Genomic DNA, 18,630 nt, shown 5'->3' with positions numbered 1-18,630 from the left:
TATTTTATTGTGTTAAGTCTTCAATTAAATCTACTTCAACACCAGCTTTTCTTAAAAAATCTAAGCCTGAGCAATCTTTATATTCTTGATGATAAACAACTCTTTTAATTCCGGATTGATGAATTAGCTTACTACAATCTTTACATGGAGACAATGTTATATATAATGTTGCTCCCTCGCAAGATTGAGTAGAACGAGCTACTTTTGAAATAGCATTTGCCTCTGCATGAAGTACGTACCATTTTGTATTATTTTCTTCATCTTCGCAACAATTTTCAAAGCCAGAAGGTGTTCCATTATATCCATCAGAAATAATCATTCTATCTCTAACAATAATTGCACCAACTTTTTTTCGATTGCAATAAGATAATTGACCCCATTCTTTTGCTATTCGTAAATAAGCTTTATCGTATTTTTCTTTTTTTTGTGACATATTATTTATTCCAAATTTCGCTTTCGATTATCATTGGCAAAACTACTCCAATTACAAAAGCTGACATAACTAAAGCCCAATCTTTTTTAGAAAATCTAAAGAAGGTTTGAACAATATAGGCTAAAATTAAAACTGCAAAAACCACTATTAATTGTGCTGCTTCAATTCCTAATGCAAATTCTAAAGATGGGATTAGTTTGTCAGAAGCATTTCCTGGAAGAATTGATTTAAAGTAATTTGAAAAACCTAAACCATGAATTATCCCAAAAAACAAAGTTGTTACGCCCATAAAGGATAGATTTCCATTTCCTTTTGAGTTTTTACCTGCAGAAAAAAGCGTGTAAAATGCAGTAATAATAATTGTTATTGGAATTAAAAACTCAATCACATTTGGATTTACATATATTACACTATAAACAGATAAAATCAGTGACATAGTGTGACCAATAGTAAATAGTGAAACCAAAAGTAATACTCTTTTCCAATCTTTAAAGGCATAAGGAATCATTAATGCAATTAAAAACAAAACGTGATCATATGCATTAATATCTAAAACGTGATTGATTCCGACTTTAAAATACAACCAAAACTCTGACATTAGTAATTTATTTAATAATATCAAAACTACAACTTATTTTCAAATTTTTAGAAAGATTAAGAAAAGCTTATAAATAATTTTATTTAAATTCTAAATAAAAGTATATTTGCAGAATTAAAATTAAAACTATGTCATTTTCAGATTTATTTGATAACGAATTCAAAAACAGAAATAAAGGCCATTTTTCATCAATTGTTAGAGTAGCTTTATCAGATGGTGAACTAACAACAGAAGAAAGAGCGTTTTTAGATAAATTGGCTATTCGTTTAGAAATTTCTCAGGCAGAATATGAGGAAATTTTAGAAAGTCCTTCAAAATATCCAGTTAATCCACCTCATTTACATGTTCAAAGACTAGAGCGTTTATACGATTTATCGAGAATGGTTTATGCTGATCATGTTTTAGGCCCAAAACAAAAAGCAATTTTAACTCGTTTTGCTTTAGCATTAGGGTTTACACCAAGTAATGTTTCATACATTGTTGACAAATCATTATCATTGTTAGTTTTAAATGTAGATTTAGACACTTTCATCTATGAAATGCAACATATGAATAAATAAGAAGATTTAAATTATAAAAAAAGGAGCAATAGTAATTATTGCTCCTTTTTTTATTTTTGATACTTTGTAAATTGAAAAAAAATTCCAAAGAAAAGTATTACTTCATGAATTCTTCTGCTTTTTCAACCATGTTTAAACTTCCACAGAAAAAAGGCACCCTTTGATGAAGCTCAGTTGGTTCAATTTCCATGATTCTATTATGACCATCAGAAGCTTTTCCACCGGCTTGTTCCGCTATAAATGCCATTGGATTACACTCATAAAGTAAGCGTAATTTACCATTAGGAGCTTTTGAACTTGTAGGATAAATGTAAATTCCACCTTTTATCATATTTCTATGAAAATCAGAAACTAAACTACCTATATATCTTGAAGTATATGGTCGATCACCCTCTTCAGCTTGACAATATTTTAAGTAATTTTTTACTCCTTGAGGAAAATGAGTATAATTTCCTTCATTAATAGAATATATATTACCGTCTTTAGAGAATTGCATATTTGGATGCGAAAGATAAAAGGTTCCAATTGCTGGATTTAATGTAAAACCGTTTACACCATGACCTGTTGTATAAACAAGCATGGTTGAAGTTCCATAAATCACATAACCAGCTGCAACTTGATGAACTCCTTTTTGAAGAAAATCAGCACTTGTTACTGGAGTTCCTACTGGAGTTACTCTTCTAAATACAGAAAATATAGTTCCAACAGAAACATTTACATCAATATTTGATGAACCATCTAATGGATCCATTAATACAACATATTTGTTTTGATTGTTTTCATCTAAACTGTTAACGGTAATAAAATCATCATTTTCTTCAGAGGCAATTCCACAAACAATATTTCTATTTATTAAGGTCTGAATAAATGTTTCATTGGCAAAAACATCTAGTTTTTGTTGGTCTTCACCTTGAATGTTTTGTTCACCAGCAGCGCCAACAATATCAACTAATCCTGCTTTATTTACTTTATAATTCACGACTTTAGCAGCCAATCGAATAGAGTTTATAATTCTAGACAATTCACCTGTTGAATATTGAAACGCATTCTGATTTTCAATAATGTATTCTCCTAAAGTTTTGTTTCTTTCTTCCATTTCGAAATCGATGTAGTTGTGTTAATGGCACAAATATCGGATTTTTTGTGAAAAGAAATGGGATTTTTAGGTATATGTTTTTCTTAATCTTATTTTTGCTTAAAATTCCAAATTATGATAATAAGAAAAGGAACAAAAGAAGATATGCAAGCTGTACTCGATTTAATCATTGAGTTAGCTGTTTTTGAAAAAGAACCTGATGCTGTTGTAGTTACAAAAGAAGATTTAATTAGAGATGGATTTTCATCAAACCCATTATTTCATACATTTGTAGCCGAAAACAATGATAAAATTGTCGGTGTAGCCTTATATTATTACAGATATTCTACTTGGAAAGGAAAAACAATTCATTTAGAAGATTTAGTCGTAAAAGAAAGTCAACGTGGAACTGGTGCTGGTTTTGCCTTATATAGTGAAATCATAAAACAAGGAAAAAAAGACAATGTCAGAAGAATTGAATGGAACGTTTTAGATTGGAATGAAAATGCCATAAAATTCTACGAAAAGTCAGGTGCAAATATCTTAAAAGATTGGTATGTTGTTCAAATGGATGAAGTTGGAATCGATAATTTTATAAAATCTTAATACTTATTTAAGAATGAAAATATTCAAATTTGGTGGTGCGTCAGTAAAAGATGCTGATGGAGTAAAAAACGTTTTAAATGTTTTAAAAACAGTTGGCCATGAAGATGTTTTGATTGTGATTTCTGCTATGGGGAAAATAACTAATGCTCTCGAAATAGTAATCACAAACTACTTTAACAAATCAACTGAATTTAATGCTTCTTTACAAGAAGTTAAGAAATATCACAATCAAATTCTAATGGATTTATTTGAAGATGAAGATAGTGATGTATTCTTTGCTGTAAATAGCCATTTAGCTGATTTAGAATATTTTTTACGCAGCAACAAATCGCCAAATTATAGTTTCGTTTACGATCAAGTAATTAGTTATGGAGAAATTCTTTCTACAACAATTGTAAGTCATTATTTCAACGAACAAGGCCTAAAAAACAACTGGATTGATGTTAGAAATTTCATCAAAACTGACAATAATTATAGAGATGGAAATGTAGATTGGGAACAAACTCAAAAATTGATTTCAAAAGGAATTAAAAAGAAAAACTTAAACATTACTCAAGGATTTTTAGGTTCAGATGAAAATAACTTTACTACAACTTTAGGAAGAGAAGGTTCTGATTATACAGCTGCTATTTTTGCCTATTGTTTAGGTGCAGAAAGTGTTACGATTTGGAAAGATGTTCCTGGTGTTATGAATGCCGATCCAAGATATTTTGAAAACGCAATTCTACTAAACCAAATTTCATATCGTGAAGCAATTGAATTAGCGTTTTATGGAGCAAGTGTAATTCATCCAAAAACTTTACAACCGCTTCAAAGAAAAGAAATTCCTTTGTTTGTAAAGTCATTTATAAATCCACTTTTACCAGGAACTTCAGTTTCAAAAGGAGCAGATTTAGACCCACTTATTCCTTGTTTTATCATTAAGAAAAGTCAAATGTTACTTTCATTATCATCCTTAGATTTTTCATTTATGATGGAAGATCACATGAGTGAAATTTTCATGTTATTTTCTCAACACAAGATAAAAGTGAACTTGATTCAGAATTCTGCGATTAGTTTTTCAGTTTGTATTGAAGATAAATATGGAAATTTTGATGCTTTGAAAACGAGTTTGTCAAAAAAATTCAAGATTTCATACAATGAAAATGTATCGCTTTACACAGTTAGACATTTTGATGAAGAAGCGAAAAACATCGTAGAAAATAACAAAACGATTTTGTTGAAACAAATTTCTAGAGGAACTTTACAGGTTGTGACGAAGGAGTAAATTTTTAGTGTTCAGTGTTCAGTCACAGTTTTCAGTAAAAATTATACTACTTTTGAAAATTGTGAGTTATAGTATTTATGGGCAATAAGTGGTTTTTATGGATTAGTTTGTTTTTTGTTTCGGGCATTTTGGCTCAAGAAACACAAACACCTTATAAATCAAAGAAAATTGTTGCTTCAAAAGACACAATTTCTATAGAAAAAGTCAGCATTAATAAAGCTTTCTTTAAAGTTTTAGATAAAAATGGAATCGAAGTTGACTCAACTTCTTATAACGTTGATTTTAAATCTGGAAAAATAATTTTCAAAGAATATTTTACTTCAAAAGACACTTTAGAAGTCAAATATTTAACTTTTCCTGATTTTTTGACCAAAACGTATTCTATTTATGATGAAGACAAAGTTGTTTCTAATAAAGCTGGCCAACTTTTTACCATAAAAAACCCAAACAAGAGCACTTTCAAACCATTTGATGGTTTAAACACAAACGGAAGTATTACAAGAGGCGTTACTATTGGAAACAATCAAAACACAGTTGTAAATTCAAATCTTGATCTTCAAATTACAGGAAAATTATCCGACAAAGTCAGTTTACGTGCTTCTATTCAAGACAGTAATATTCCATTGCAAGATGGTGGTTATTCGCAAAAATTAGATGAATTTGACCAAATTTTCATTGAATTATTTTCAGACAAATGGAACATTCGAGCCGGAGATTTGTTTTTAGAAAACCGAAAAGCTTCGTTCTTAAATTTTAATAAAAAAGTACAAGGAATTTCGTCACGTTTTTCTTTTGGTTCTGACGAAAACAAAACCGATATTTTTGCTTCTGCTGCTTTGGTTCGTGGACAATATGCTCGAAGTCAATTTACAGGTCAAGAAGGAAATCAAGGGCCTTATAAATTGCGAGGAAATAATGGTGAATTATATGTTTTAGTAATTTCGGGTTCTGAACGTGTTTTTGTGAACGGAATCTTATTAACTCGTGGAGAAAACAACGATTACATCATAGATTACAATGCTGGTGAAGTAATTTTTACGTCTTTATTTCCGATAACTTCTGAAATGCGAATCAATGTCGAATATCAATATACTGATAGAAATTACACTCGATTTGTAACTTATACTGGTGCAGCACATGAAACCGAAAAATGGAATATTGGTGGTTTTTTATATTCTGAAAATGATGTGAAAAATCAGCCATTACAACAAAATTTATCCGAAGATCAAATTGCAGTTTTGCAAAATGCTGGTGATGACTTGTCTTTGATGAATGCACCTTCAGCATATTTAGACAGTTATTCAGAAAATAAAGTTTTGTATAAAAAAGTTCTTATTTCTGGTATTGAAGTTTTTGAATATTCTAACAATCCTGAGGACGAATTGTATAATGTTCGTTTTAGTTTGGTTGGAACTAATGAAGGAAATTACGTTTTAGCCAACAACCAAGCTATTGGGAAAATTTATGAATACATTGAACCCATTGCAGGAATTCCTCAAGGAAATTATGAACCTATTGTTCGATTAATTGCGCCTACAAAAATTCAGATTGCAACAATTTTAGGTGGTTATAATCCTTCTGAAAAAACAAAAGTTGATTTCGAAATTGGTGTAAGTAATAATGACTTGAACTTGTATTCTGATTTAGATGATAAAAACAATAATGGAATTGCTGGAAAAATAAATGCAAAACAACGTTTGTTATCTGAAAAAACTACCATTAATGCTTTTGCAGATTTTCAATTCATTCAACAAGATTTTAAAACGATTGAACGTTTATTTACCATAGAATTTAATCGTGATTGGAATTTAACAACACCTTTAGGTAATCAAAGTTTATTGATTTCAGGTTTTGATTTTAATTTCAATAAAAATGGTTTTGCCAAATATCAATTGGAGAAATTAGATTTTTCAGAAAATTTTTCAGGCACAAGACATAGTGTTTTCGGAAATTATAAACACAAAAACACCTCTATTTTCAACCAAAGTAGTGTTATGAAAAGCGATGGAAGTTATTCTAACACCAAATTCATTCGAAATCAAACCAAAGCAAAATACAATTTCAAGAAAAACTGGGTTGGAGGAAGTTTTAATTTTGAAGATAATTCAGAAAAATTAGTTGAAACGAATCAATTTTCGGCTTTAAGTCAAAAATTTTCAGAATATGGAGCTTTTGTTGGTCGTGGTGATTCTACTAAAGTCTTTGTGGAATTAGGTTATTTGCAACGAAAAAATGACAGTTTACAAAACGGAATTATTCAACGAGTAAATCATTCTAATTCGTATTATTTAAATTCACAATTGATAAAAACAGAAAAAAGTAACTTGAGTGTTTTTGTAAAATATCGTACATTAAAGTATGAAGATATTACCAAAAAAGATGAACCTTCCTTAAACTCAAGAATTATTTATAATGATCGGTTTTTTGACCAATTGATGCAAGTATCTACAACTTATGAAAACTCATCTGGAACAATTGCCCAACAAGAATTTACGTATTTAGAAGTTGAATCAGGACAAGGAGTTTATACTTGGAATGATTACAATAACAACGGAATTCAGGAACTACAAGAATTTGAAATTGCTCCATTTGCCGATTTAGCGAAATATGTTCGTGTTTTTTTACCTAATCAGGTTTTTGTACGAACCCATCAAAACAAGTTTTCACAATCGCTGACTTTCAATTTAAATCAATGGCAAAATAAAACTGGTTTTTTAAAATTTATGTCACGATTTTATAATCAAACTTCCTTTTTAATTGATAGAAAAATAATAAGAAATGAAGATAACTTTGATTTGAATCCTTTTTCAAATTCAGATGAAAATTTAATTGGATTAAATAACAGTTTCCGAAATAGTTTGTTTTTCAATAGAGGGAAACAGCGACATTCAATCACTTACAATTTCTTAACGAATGATTCTAAAAACCTTTTATCTGTTGGTTCTGTTGAAAATAAAGCTAAATCACATCAATTGCAATACCAACATTTAGTGCATAAAACGTGGTTATTTACTTTATTAGGAAAAACCATATTTAGTGAAGCTTTTTCAGAGAATTATCCAAGTCGCAATTTCCAAATTGAAGGGTTTCAAGCATTTCCAAAAGTTTCTTATTTGTTTTCAAAAAATGCGAGTTGGGATGTTTTTTATGAATTTCAAAACAAAGAAAATCAAATTGGAAATTCAGAAAGTTTGAAGCAAAATAGATTTGGAACTTCATTTACTCTAAATAGCGAAAAAGGCTTTAGCGTTAATGGTGAATTTTCACACTACAACAATTCTTTTGAAGGGAATGCTTTGTCTGCTGTAGGTTTTCAATTGTTAGAAGGGTTGCAAGTAGGTAAAAATCAAACTTGGCGTTTATTGTTGCAGAAAAATCTAACCAGTTATTTAGACATAAATGTAAATTATCAAGGTCGAAAAAGTGAAACATCCAAAACAATTCATACAGGAAATGTGCAGTTAAGAGCTTTTTTCTAATTGCTTAAAATTATGTTAAAATCTAGTAAACAAAGCCTTATTTAAACTTATACAAATATTTTTATATACATTTACTTTTTTAAAAAAATTACGATGCGTTTAAGTTTAATTATTGCCTTTATTTTTACTAACTTCATGTTTGGTCAACTTAGTAACAAGCATTGGCTTCCCCCTTTACATTCTAGAGATGTATCAGTAGTCAATGATCATTATTTATATCTTTCTACTCCAAACCCAACTCCTTTTGCTGTATCTGTAAAAAGAGGTGATGGGACAGTTTTTCCTGGCTCACCCTTTACAATTTCACAAGGAAATTCACAAACTATAAATATTGGTAATGGACAACCTTCTGTAATGTTCTTAAATCAAAACGATGTTAATGTTGTAAAAAGTGATAAAGGGTTGGTTTTAGAAGCTACCAAAGATTTTTATGCCACCTTTAAAGTTCGTTCTGGAAGTCATGCCGAAGTTTTAGTGGCAAAAGGTATTCCAGGTATTGGTACAAATTTTAGAGTAGGAAGTATACCACAAGGAGGAAACGGTGGAGCAAGAAATTTTGTTTCAAGTTTTATGGCAACAGAAGACAATACAACTGTTGATGTTTCTGATTATAATACCAACGTTGTTTTTACATCAGGTTCAGGAGACATTACTCTAGATTCTCAAAGTTTTGTTTTGAATAAAGGAGAATCTGTAGTGCTTTCAGGTTATACAGATTTTACCGCTAATTATGATGGTTTTATTGGAGCTTTAATTTCTTCAGACAAACCAATAGCTGTAAGTACAGGAAATGCACTTGGTGGAACTTTACTCTCAACTGATGGTCAAGATTTTAACTTAGACCAAATTGTATCCTATGACCAAGTGGGATCAGAATACATTGTGGTAAGAGGAAATGGTGGTGACGATTCAGAATTCCCTATTGTTATAGCAACTCAAGATAATACGGAAATTTTTATAAATGGAAGTGCGACACCATTTGCTACAATAAATTCGGGAGGTTATTTGATTGTTCCTCCTACTTTTTATCAAGGAACAAATCACAAAAACATGTATATTACAAGTAGTAAGCCTATCTATTTATACCAAGTTTTAGCAGGTGCAAATTGGGCTGCAACTACAGGAATGAATTTTATTCCTCCTTTAAGTTGTTTCTTTCAAAAAAGTGTTGATTTAGTTCCAAGTATTAATTCTATTGGTAATAATTCTTCTTACATTGCTGATATTATTGCTTTAACGTATGCAACCGCAACAGTTACAGTAAACGGGAACACAATTGCGACAAGTACTTCTGAAGCAGTTTTAGGAACAACAGATTGGGTTACATATCGAATTCCTAATTATACCGGAAATGTAGTGGTAGAATCTACTGGTCCCTTAGCAGTTGGTGTTTTTGGTGCTAGTGGTGCTGCAGGATATGGTGGCTATTATTCAGGTTTTGGTAGTGAACCGAGAGATACTAATGTAACTATATGTTCTAGTGGCACAACAGATCTTTTAGACGCAATTGATGGAAATCCTGAAACAGGAGGTGTATGGACTCCTGCTTTGGCAAGTGGGACAGATTTTTTTGATCCAAATGTTGATTTACCTGGAACTTATAATTATTCTTATACAGCAACTTGTGCGAATATTAGTGTTGATATAACCGTAGCAATCCAACAAGCTCATAATGCTGGAACAAATAATACAATTGCCGCTTGTACTTCAGACCCAAATATTGATTTATTTACTTTATTAGGTACTAACGCGACTACAGGTGGAACTTGGTCTCCAGTAATGGCAAGTGGAACTGGTGTCTATAACCCAAGTATAGATGCAGGTGGTGTTTATACTTATACAATTGCTGGAAATGGCATTTGTGATGATATTTCCTCAACAATAACTGTAACTAAAAATGTTTCCCCAGCTATTACGGCTATTACAGCTTATGAAATTTGTGATAACAATTTAGATGGTAGTGATACAAATGGTTTTGTAACTTTTAATTTAGCTACAAAAAATGCTGAAATTTTAAATGGACAATCTGGAATAACAGTTACATATCATATCAATCAAAATGATGCAGATAATAATGTTAGTCCTCAAAACAATTACTATTCAACTACTCAATTAGTATATGTTAGACTAACAAATAACATTACAAATTGTTATACAACAACCTCTTTTAATTTGGTGGTTAATCCTTTACCTGTTGTAACAAACAATGTGAATTTGAAACAATGTGATACGGATACAGATGCAATTACTGATTTTAATTTAACTAAAGCAGATATATTAATTTCAAACGATACTTCTTTAAGTTTTAGTTATTTTACAACTCCTTCAAATGCTCAAAATAACACTTCACCTATTACAAATGTTACAAATTATACTTCAGCAAACAATGGAGCTATTTGGACTAGAGTAACGAATTCAAACGGGTGTTTTAGAGTTGTAAAAGTAAATTTATTAGTTTCAACTACAACTCCTGTAAACAATTTTGAAATAAATGAATGTGATAATTATATAGATGCTAATGATCCTTCTAATGATGGATTTGATTTTTTTAATTTGAATCCAGCAACAACATTTATTTTAAATCAATTTCCTCCAAATCAAAATTTGCAAGTTTCTTATTATGAAAATGAAGCTGATGCAACAGCTGGATTAAATCCAATTAATACGGCTACTGACTACAGAAATACAGTTGCAAATAATCAATTGGTGTGGGTTAGAATTGATAGTGCAATTAACAATGAATGTTTTGGTTTAGGTCAATTTGTATCACTAACTGTAGATCCCATTCCAAACGTTGATTTAGGTTTAGACTTTGTGGTTTGTTTAGATGCAATTACTGGTGCTGGCTCACAAACCATAAACGCAACGCCTATAACTGCTGGAAATTATAGTTATAGTTGGACACCTGCAAACCCAACAACAAATTCATCTGGAGGTCAATCTGCAATTTACACCGTTACACAATCTGGAATTTATAGTGTTGAAGTTACAAATATTGACACTCAATGTAAAAATATGGATAGCGTAGAAGCAACCTTTTCATCTGAACCTGTAAGTGTTAGTGCTGTTTTAATTACACCATTATTTTCACCTGGAACTGCTACAATTGAAGCGCTTCCTGTTGGTGGTTATGGTATTTATGAATATAGTATTGATAATGGAATGAATTGGCAACCAAGTCCTATTTTCGGTGGTTTAACTAACGGAAATTATACTGTTTTAGTTAGAGACATCGAGCAATGTGGTGTACAATTTTCACAATCTATTCAAACGGTTACTTATCCTCCTTATTTTACGCCAAATGGTGATGGTTTTAATGAATATTGGAATATTAACGGTTTGTTACAATCTTATCAAGGTAAAATATTCATTTTTGATAGATATGGAAAGTTTTTAAAAGAAATTAGTCCAAGTGGAAATGGTTGGGATGGAACTTTTAATGGTCAACCACTACCTTCAACTGATTATTGGTTTAAGATAGAATATACAGAAAACGGAAATAGACAAGAATTCAAATCTCATTTCACTTTAAAAAGATAAGCAAAGACTTATAAATAGAGTTATTTCACAAAAAAAGGCAACATTATACAATGTCGCCTTTTTTTGTGAACTTTCTTTTTTACAATTGAATTCAATTTTAATTGGTTTCATGAACCACTAATTCAATTTCGATCATAAATTCTGGCGTGGCTAATTCTTCTACTACGTGCCAAGAACTTGTTGGAAATTTTGTTGTATAAATTTCATTTCTATAAGCTGCAACTTCTAAAAATTCTGGCATATTTGTAGTAAATACTTTCTCTACAACCACATCATCAAAAGTACAGTCATAGTAATCTAGAATTTTTTCTAAATCAGCATAACAGTTTATCATTTGTTGTTCTAAATTCCCAACAGCACTTGGATTCCCCTTATTGTCAACACTTACTGCACCGGATATTTTTATGTTGTTTTTGTTTTTAATTGCATGTAGAGAATTAAATGCGTTTTCAATTTCTGGTCGCAATAAAAAATATTCTGGTGTTTCAGTATTTACGACTTCCTCACTAATAACATTTTTAATTTCGGTTTCATTTGTTTTGTCGCAGCTTGATACTGTTAGTAACAAGATTGCAATTCCTATTTTTAAGATATTTGTTTTCATATTTTCTATAAATTTATTTTATTATTTATGCTGAATTATGTCAAACTTTTCTATTTATCTAAACAATTTTGTTTTTGGCTTATTCTTTTTTTTGATTACTTCTTTATTTTCCAAATCATTAGGGTGTATTTTAGTAACAGATGACTTTACTTTATCCTCTTTGATGTAGATAAGTGAGAATCTTGAAGGTTAAATAGGGCTAAAACATTAGGAACTTTTCCAATAACAAAGGCTTTGTATTCATTGTCAATAAAAATTGTGTTTTCTATTGAAGTTTCTTTAAATTAGAGATTAATAAAGTATAGCTGAAAATAGTTGCTATAATTAATTTTCTTGTGATAATTTAAAAGTTATTTAAACATTCTTTTACGGGTTTGAAATCCATATTCAAATCTTTTTTTGCTAAATCATTTTTATAAACAATAGTCCCTTTTTCTTTAGGTTCTTGTTGGTTTAGCATTAAGTTCATATCCGATATTTTATAAGATTCTGTGCTTAATAGATAATCTTTACCATGAATTCCTGTTCGAGTTGCAGCTTTAAAAATAGCTTTGGCTACATCTTCAACATCTACTAAAGAAAATAGTATGTCATTATCAAAAAGCATTTGCACAAAAGCATCTGGTGCGATTTTATTCTTAATTAAATATTGCAAACCTCCAGAAGTTGAATCTTCGCGATTGGAAAGAGATTTTCCCATTACTCCAACTGGTGAAACCGTTGTGATTTCGAATGGAAGTTTTGGGTTTTTAGAAATAAATTTATCTACCACTTGATTGGCCATGAACTTTGCTTGTGCGTAAGGATGACTTTCTGTTGATGTAAATCGTGTATCGTTTTCATCAAAAGCATCTGTAAAGCTTTTTCCATCAGCAGGAAAAGGAAAATTGGTATTCCAACCTGCAACCGAAGCTATAAAGACAACTTTTTCTAAAATTTTATTTTTACTTATGGCTTCTATAAAATTTTCTGTTCCCTTTATTGTTGGATTAAATAATTGTGTTTCTGCATCTTGAAAATCAAGAATAAAAGGAGTTCCACCATGTACTACAATGTCGCAATCGGAAACAAATTCTTCTAAAGACGCTTTATCCTCAACATTCATTTCACTTATCTGAAGATTATCAGAATGATTAAACTTCATTAAATGTTGGTATTTATTTTCCTTTGAAATATCGGTTGTAGATACTTTTACTTCATAACCATGATCTAAAAATTGTTTAGTGACATAGCTTCCTATAAAGCCTGAGCCACCAATTATGCCTATTTTCTTCATGTTTTCTATTTTTTTATAAAACCTACAACTAAATCATGAGAAACAATTGTAGGTTTTGGAATTAATAATTACTCTTTTGTTACTACAGTTTCATCTGATTGAGTAAGAGTTTCTGGTTTTGACAACATATCAGTAACAATTTCCGAATTATCCCAATACCCATTTTCTTGCACTATTTTTCCATCTATAAAACGAACTGTATTATGAAATGGAATTTCATAGACTTTATTTGTGGATTTTAAAGTTCCTTTCCATAAACCCCAATAATTTACCCAAGTTTCACCATCATCTGTTACAACCATTTCAAATTCATCATCACTCACAACCCATGTAAATAATTTTGCATCGTCTTTGTTTTTTTCAATGGCTTGTGAAAGCGTTATAGCTTTTTGTTTGACAACATTGTTCATTATTTTAGCTGTGTCTGCATAATGATTCGGATAATCTTCCCAGTTTTGAGCTTTGTAATCTTCCATTACTTTTTTATATGTATCAATTTCTGGGGAATTTTGAGTGTAACGCACTTCTTGTTTACAAGCTGCTAAAAGGATTATTGCAAATCCTAAAAAGATAATTTTTTTCATATATTTTGATTTTAATAATAACCTGCAAGATTATATATTTCTTGCAGGTTATTAATTACTAATTATTTTGTTGATGAGTAACTTAAATCTGCTCTAAACATTGAAGTTTTTGTTTCATAACGATTCAATAGTCCAAATAATTCGTTCCATTTTTTTCTCCAATCTTCTCCTAAAAGTTTATTGTTATCAACACCTTTTTGAATATTATCTGCTTCATCTTTAGCTGCTACTATTGCAACATAAAATTCTTCTTCTGTTCCAAAACCACTGTGTAAAATAGAGAAATAAGATTTAGAATTCTTTTTTGAAAACAAACTTTTTACTTCTTTTAATTTTTCTGCAACAGCTTTAGATTGTGATGGTGTAACGTAAAGAAAATAGTATTCTCTAAAATCACCTTCGTTTAATTTTCCATCAGGCATATAAGACAATTCACTTTTGTGAGTTACCATAAAATTTTGATGTTTATCGTAACATTTATCAAATCGTTCAAATAAGTTTATAAATTTTTGTTCACCCATTTTATCTCTCAACGGTTTTAATGCATCTTTGTCCATATCGGCAAAGTTTTTCATTGGGCTTGAATAAACATAAGATCCATCATCGTGTCTCCAAGTATTAAAAGTAAAATCTGGAATATTATATGTTTTACAAGCATCGGCAAATTCTTTTGCTATTTTTTCATATTCAGATTGCATTGCCGGTTTTACATGATCTACATGAATCCAGTACATTTGGTCTTGAGCTTTCAATGTATTTGTAGAAAATAATAGAAATGCTCCAATGGCTAAGATTGAAAGTTTAAAATTTTTCATTGTATATATATTTAATTGGTTACTAATTTTAAACTAAGTAACAGATAATCAATACTAAATGAAAGTGAGTTAGGATGAAATGGTATTATTTCTGTCCGAAGCAGTTAAATTATTTATCGAGCTATTCCAAAATGTTTTTAAATCAATGATTTAATTTTAATAAATTGAATTTTAATAAGAATTAAGCTGATTTTTTAAGTTTAAAATCAAAAATAACGGTTGTTCCATTTTGATTATTTTCACTCATAGTTCCATTTAGTTGTTGGGTAAGAAGCGTGATTAATTGACCGCCAAAACCTGTTCCTTGCGTAATTCCAGATTTTCCAACACCATTATCAGAAACTACTAAATGAAGCATATTGTCTTGTTGTTTTTCCAGTTTTATTATAAGTTTCCCTTTTTGGTTATTTGGAAAAGCATATTTTATAGTATTAGTAATTAATTCATTAATAATTAAACCTAATGGAACTGCAGTATCAATGTCTAAATCAAGATTTTCCATGGCTAATTCTAAAGTCACTTTTTCTTCAGCTCCAAAACTATCGAGAATACTTTCGCTTAAATTCAACACATAATCTTTCATTTCAATGGCGCCAAGATTTGTTCCTTGATATAATTTTTGATGTACAATTCCAATTGAATTTACTCTATTTTGACTTTCTTGCATGGCATCTTTAGTACTTTGATCTTTAACCTGAGAAGATTGTAAGGCTAATAATCCAGAGACAACTTCTAAATTGTTTTTCACTCTATGATGAATTTCTTTTAAGAGTAATTCGTTTTCGGCATTTTTAATAGCCAATAATCTATTTTTCTTTGCTCTACTTTGAAAACTGATATATCCAAAAATTAATAGCATTAAAAGTAAAACTGCTAAACCAATAAATAATTGTTGAATTAATTTTTGTTGTGTAATTTTTGTTTCTTGACTCGCAATGGTTTCTTCTTTTTTTGTCGTTTCATACTTAGTCAATAATTCAGACATTTTAGCATCACTCTCTATTGAAGCGATACTGTCTCGAAGGTTATATGCTTTTTGCTTGTAAGACAAAGCCGTTTTATAATCTTCAAGTTTAGAATAGATTGTACTTAAATGATGATAGTTTTCAACCAAATTAGAAGAATCATTATTAGCTTCTTGAATTCTAACTGTTTCTAATTGATAAGCTAGAGCTTCTTTATAATTCCCTAAAAGTAAATTAACTTCACCTAAGTTGGCAGATACAGCATTAATTGCATTTTGATAGTTTGATGCTTTAGCATATTCCAAACATTTTTGATAATCTTTTAAAGCTAGCTCATATTTTCCTAATCTTTTATAGGCATTTCCTCTGCTATTGCTAATGTCTGATAATGTAGGCAAGCCCAAATTTTGTTCTTTAGCGATTGTTAATGCTCTGTCATAATAATTGAATGATTCTTGAAATTTTAAGGAACTCATTGCTACATTTCCTGCATTAAAATTCACATAGAATTTTTCAGAAGTTAAATTGTTTTTTTCGGCAATAGAGATCGCTTTTTCAGCATATTCTAAAGCTTCATTTAATCTATTTTGAACAGTTAAATCCTCTGAAACTCTTGTCATCGCATCACAAATTCCAGCTTTGTCATCGATAGTTTCCATGAGTTTTAAACCATTCAAATCTCTTTGAAGTGCTTCATCTAATTCACCATTTTTTCGATGAACCCAAGCCATTTTGAAATAAGTTTTAGCTTGTCCTTGTTTATTATTTACTTCAATATATCCTTTTTCAGCTTTTTTAAAAAAAATTGTAGCAGAATCTAATTGTAACAAATTTGCATGCATTCTGCCTTGCATTTCATAAAATTTTGGCAACCATTCTTTATCATTACTTTTTTTGGAAAGCAAAACTCCTTGTTTGGCATAAGCTAATGCTTGTTTCATATCTGATTGAAAAGCAACACCTACAATTTGATTGATAATTTCTAACTTTTTGGAAGGATTGTTTTCTGAGTTTAGTTGTTTGTCTAAACTAATAATTTCATTGTTTTGACCTATCATTAATTGAGAAATAAACATAAAAAAAAGTATAATTGCTCTCATAACATTGGTTTTTATTTGGTTAAACTTTCTGAATATGTAATAATAATTCTTTCTTCATTTCAGAAGTAATTGGAATAGCTTTCTTTGCAATAACTACATGACTAGTCGCTATTTCGTCAATATGTGAAATGTTTACAATAAACGATCGATGAATGCGTAAGAAATTTTGAACAGGAAGCTTTTCATCTAAATCTTTTAAAGTTGAAACAATTAAAAATTCTTTTTCTTTACAGTGAATTTTACAATAATTTCGTTCAGCTTCTATATAAAGAACATTTTTAATAATCACTTTAACCATTTTATCACTACTTCTAATATAAATGCTATCACTTAAAACAAAAGTATCATCTGATGTTATATTAACTTCATCTTCTTTTAAGTGTTGAATGATTAATTCGATAGTGTGTTGTAAGTCTATTTTTTTAAATGGCTTTGAAATAAATGCAAAAGGGTTTGTTAACTTTGCTCTATTAAAATTTGCATCATCTGCATTAGCCGTTAAATAAACAATTGGAATTTTAAATGTCTTTTGGATAGCATGTACAATATCAACACCATCTAAATCTCCTTTTAAGTTTATATCCATTATAATAATGTCAGGTAAATTTTCTTCAATATGCGCAATAACATCTTCACCTCTTGGTAGTGTGCCAGTAACTTGATATCCTAAATTGTTTAATTGCATGGCAATATTAGCTGCAATAATCATTTCGTCTTCTACAATTAAAATTTTATAAGTTTTTTTCATTTGTGATACGAATGTGTTTATTAAACAGAAGGAAATTAATATTCAAAAGCTATAATAAAGCTATGAACTAAGTAATTTAATAGATTTAATCTTACGTTTGAATCATTAAATTTAACGAATTTAATTTACATTTATCGATTAATGCCTAATATTGAGCTATTTAAATAAAATAATATTTTAAACAGGCTCTTTTAAAATTAAAATTAAATGTTGTAATACAAGAATAATTTCTTTGAATTGCCACAATTAACTTAATTACCTTTTTTATCTTTACAAAAAAATAAGACAATGAAGTTATTCTTATTATTACAAAATGTAAGCATAGACGAAAAAGTAAAAAATGCACCAGACAGTAGTTATGAAATAGGTTTATTTATTGGTACCTATTTACCTTTTGTTCTTTTAATAGGACTGGCTTATTTTTTTTATTATACAGCAAAAAAGAGAAAAAATTCTGATAAAAATTAATTAAAAATCATGAGTTACATAAGAATCACAAAACAGTTTAGCTTTGAAACCGGACATGCCTTATATGGTTATGATGGAAAATGTAAAAATGTTCATGGGCATAGTTATAAACTTTCCGTTACTGTAATCGGTAAACCTATTACGGATTCAAGCAATGTTAAATATGGGATGGTTATAGATTTTACAGATCTAAAAAAAATTGTAAGAGAAGAAATAGTAGATGTTTTTGATCATGCAACTGTATTCAATCAAAACACACCTCATGTTGAATTAGCTAAAGAATTAAAGCAGAGAGATCATCATGTAATATTAGTAGACTATCAGCCAACTAGTGAAAATATGGTAATTGATTTTGCTGACAAAATACATAACAGGTTGCCTTCAAATATTAAATTACATTCATTGAGGTTGCAAGAAACAGAATCTTCTTTTGCCGAATGGTTTGCTTCAGATAATTAAAATAATATCAAATTAATATCCATAAAAAAATCCCTAATTCAATTGAGTTAGGG

16 protein-coding genes are annotated in these 18,630 nt (G+C 29.6%); 7 read left to right on the top strand and 9 right to left on the bottom strand.

The window, feature by feature from the left end; genetic code table 11:
- Positions 1–4: 4 nt before the first annotated feature.
- A complete protein-coding gene (locus AAC008_RS08325; RefSeq protein WP_339888703.1) occupies positions 5–433 on the bottom strand; it encodes a dCMP deaminase family protein in 429 nt (142 codons plus the stop codon).
- A gap of 1 nt (position 434) precedes the next feature.
- Positions 435–1,031 carry a HupE/UreJ family protein gene (locus AAC008_RS08320; protein WP_339888701.1) on the bottom strand — a complete coding sequence of 199 codons (597 nt, stop codon included), beginning with the start codon at positions 1,029–1,031 and terminating at the stop codon, positions 435–437.
- A 128-nt stretch (positions 1,032–1,159) separates the two neighbouring features.
- Here AAC008_RS08320 and AAC008_RS08315 point away from each other — a divergent pair, with 128 nt between their 5' ends.
- Entirely contained in the window at positions 1,160–1,591 is a 432-nt protein-coding gene (locus AAC008_RS08315; RefSeq protein WP_339888699.1) for a TerB family tellurite resistance protein, read from the top strand.
- Between the two features lie 97 nt (positions 1,592–1,688).
- Here the strand turns inward: AAC008_RS08315 and fbp are convergent, their stop codons facing one another.
- Entirely contained in the window at positions 1,689–2,687 is a 999-nt protein-coding gene (gene fbp / locus AAC008_RS08310; protein ID WP_339888698.1) for a class 1 fructose-bisphosphatase, read from the bottom strand.
- Between the two features lie 114 nt (positions 2,688–2,801).
- Between fbp and AAC008_RS08305 the strand changes: the two genes are divergently transcribed.
- From AAC008_RS08305 to AAC008_RS08290, 4 genes are all read left to right on the top strand, one after another.
- A complete protein-coding gene (locus AAC008_RS08305) occupies positions 2,802–3,272 on the top strand; it encodes a GNAT family N-acetyltransferase (RefSeq protein ID WP_339888697.1) in 471 nt (156 codons plus the stop codon).
- Positions 3,273–3,285: 13 nt separating this feature from the next.
- Positions 3,286–4,539, top strand: coding sequence for an aspartate kinase (locus AAC008_RS08300; protein ID WP_339888696.1), 1,254 nt, complete (start codon positions 3,286–3,288; stop codon positions 4,537–4,539).
- Between the two features lie 77 nt (positions 4,540–4,616).
- The gene (locus AAC008_RS08295) at positions 4,617–8,018 is read left to right on the top strand and encodes a hypothetical protein (RefSeq protein WP_339888695.1); all 3,402 of its coding nucleotides are present in this window, start codon (positions 4,617–4,619) and stop codon (positions 8,016–8,018) included.
- A gap of 93 nt (positions 8,019–8,111) precedes the next feature.
- Entirely contained in the window at positions 8,112–11,558 is a 3,447-nt protein-coding gene (locus tag AAC008_RS08290) for a T9SS type B sorting domain-containing protein (protein ID WP_339888693.1), read from the top strand.
- A 97-nt stretch (positions 11,559–11,655) separates the two neighbouring features.
- Here the strand turns inward: AAC008_RS08290 and AAC008_RS08285 are convergent, their stop codons facing one another.
- The 6 genes from AAC008_RS08285 to AAC008_RS08260 form a co-directional block, all read right to left on the bottom strand.
- Positions 11,656–12,162 (bottom strand): Rid family hydrolase, encoded by a 507-nt coding sequence (locus AAC008_RS08285; RefSeq protein ID WP_339888692.1) that lies wholly within the window; start codon positions 12,160–12,162, stop codon positions 11,656–11,658.
- Between the two features lie 343 nt (positions 12,163–12,505).
- A complete protein-coding gene (locus AAC008_RS08280; RefSeq protein ID WP_339888690.1) occupies positions 12,506–13,438 on the bottom strand; it encodes an NAD-dependent epimerase/dehydratase family protein in 933 nt (310 codons plus the stop codon).
- A gap of 68 nt (positions 13,439–13,506) precedes the next feature.
- Positions 13,507–14,022 (bottom strand): nuclear transport factor 2 family protein, encoded by a 516-nt coding sequence (locus AAC008_RS08275; RefSeq protein WP_339888689.1) that lies wholly within the window; start codon positions 14,020–14,022, stop codon positions 13,507–13,509.
- A 62-nt stretch (positions 14,023–14,084) separates the two neighbouring features.
- Entirely contained in the window at positions 14,085–14,837 is a 753-nt protein-coding gene (locus AAC008_RS08270; protein WP_339888687.1) for a hypothetical protein, read from the bottom strand.
- Positions 14,838–15,018: 181 nt separating this feature from the next.
- Positions 15,019–16,902, bottom strand: a complete 1,884-nt coding sequence (locus tag AAC008_RS08265; RefSeq protein WP_339888686.1) for a histidine kinase dimerization/phosphoacceptor domain -containing protein — start codon at positions 16,900–16,902, stop codon at positions 15,019–15,021.
- A 19-nt stretch (positions 16,903–16,921) separates the two neighbouring features.
- Positions 16,922–17,650 carry a response regulator gene (locus AAC008_RS08260; protein WP_339888684.1) on the bottom strand — a complete coding sequence of 243 codons (729 nt, stop codon included), beginning with the start codon at positions 17,648–17,650 and terminating at the stop codon, positions 16,922–16,924.
- Between the two features lie 288 nt (positions 17,651–17,938).
- Here AAC008_RS08260 and AAC008_RS08255 point away from each other — a divergent pair, with 288 nt between their 5' ends.
- Positions 17,939–18,118 (top strand): hypothetical protein, encoded by a 180-nt coding sequence (locus AAC008_RS08255; protein ID WP_339888683.1) that lies wholly within the window; start codon positions 17,939–17,941, stop codon positions 18,116–18,118.
- A gap of 9 nt (positions 18,119–18,127) precedes the next feature.
- Positions 18,128–18,577, top strand: coding sequence for a 6-carboxytetrahydropterin synthase (locus AAC008_RS08250; protein WP_339888682.1), 450 nt, complete (start codon positions 18,128–18,130; stop codon positions 18,575–18,577).
- Positions 18,578–18,630: the final 53 nt, after the last annotated feature.

The sequence above is a fragment of the uncultured Flavobacterium sp. genome, from assembly GCF_963975515.1.
Classification (GTDB): domain Bacteria; phylum Bacteroidota; class Bacteroidia; order Flavobacteriales; family Flavobacteriaceae; genus Flavobacterium.
This window is presented reverse-complemented; position numbering and strand designations above follow the sequence as displayed.

Coding starts and splice junctions, on each gene's coding strand:
- AAC008_RS08255 (WP_339888683.1), top strand. CDS start 17,939: ATGAAGTTATTCTTATTATTACAAAATGTAAGCATAGACGAAAAAGTA.
- AAC008_RS08285 (WP_339888692.1), bottom strand. CDS start 12,162: ATGAAAACAAATATCTTAAAAATAGGAATTGCAATCTTGTTACTAACA.
- AAC008_RS08280 (WP_339888690.1), bottom strand. CDS start 13,438: ATGAAGAAAATAGGCATAATTGGTGGCTCAGGCTTTATAGGAAGCTAT.
- AAC008_RS08325 (WP_339888703.1), bottom strand. CDS start 433: ATGTCACAAAAAAAAGAAAAATACGATAAAGCTTATTTACGAATAGCA.
- AAC008_RS08290 (WP_339888693.1), top strand. CDS start 8,112: ATGCGTTTAAGTTTAATTATTGCCTTTATTTTTACTAACTTCATGTTT.
- AAC008_RS08250 (WP_339888682.1), top strand. CDS start 18,128: ATGAGTTACATAAGAATCACAAAACAGTTTAGCTTTGAAACCGGACAT.
- AAC008_RS08270 (WP_339888687.1), bottom strand. CDS start 14,837: ATGAAAAATTTTAAACTTTCAATCTTAGCCATTGGAGCATTTCTATTA.
- AAC008_RS08305 (WP_339888697.1), top strand. CDS start 2,802: ATGATAATAAGAAAAGGAACAAAAGAAGATATGCAAGCTGTACTCGAT.
- fbp (WP_339888698.1), bottom strand. CDS start 2,687: ATGGAAGAAAGAAACAAAACTTTAGGAGAATACATTATTGAAAATCAG.
- AAC008_RS08265 (WP_339888686.1), bottom strand. CDS start 16,902: ATGAGAGCAATTATACTTTTTTTTATGTTTATTTCTCAATTAATGATA.
- AAC008_RS08295 (WP_339888695.1), top strand. CDS start 4,617: ATGGGCAATAAGTGGTTTTTATGGATTAGTTTGTTTTTTGTTTCGGGC.
- AAC008_RS08260 (WP_339888684.1), bottom strand. CDS start 17,650: ATGAAAAAAACTTATAAAATTTTAATTGTAGAAGACGAAATGATTATT.
- AAC008_RS08275 (WP_339888689.1), bottom strand. CDS start 14,022: ATGAAAAAAATTATCTTTTTAGGATTTGCAATAATCCTTTTAGCAGCT.
- AAC008_RS08320 (WP_339888701.1), bottom strand. CDS start 1,031: ATGTCAGAGTTTTGGTTGTATTTTAAAGTCGGAATCAATCACGTTTTA.
- AAC008_RS08315 (WP_339888699.1), top strand. CDS start 1,160: ATGTCATTTTCAGATTTATTTGATAACGAATTCAAAAACAGAAATAAA.
- AAC008_RS08300 (WP_339888696.1), top strand. CDS start 3,286: ATGAAAATATTCAAATTTGGTGGTGCGTCAGTAAAAGATGCTGATGGA.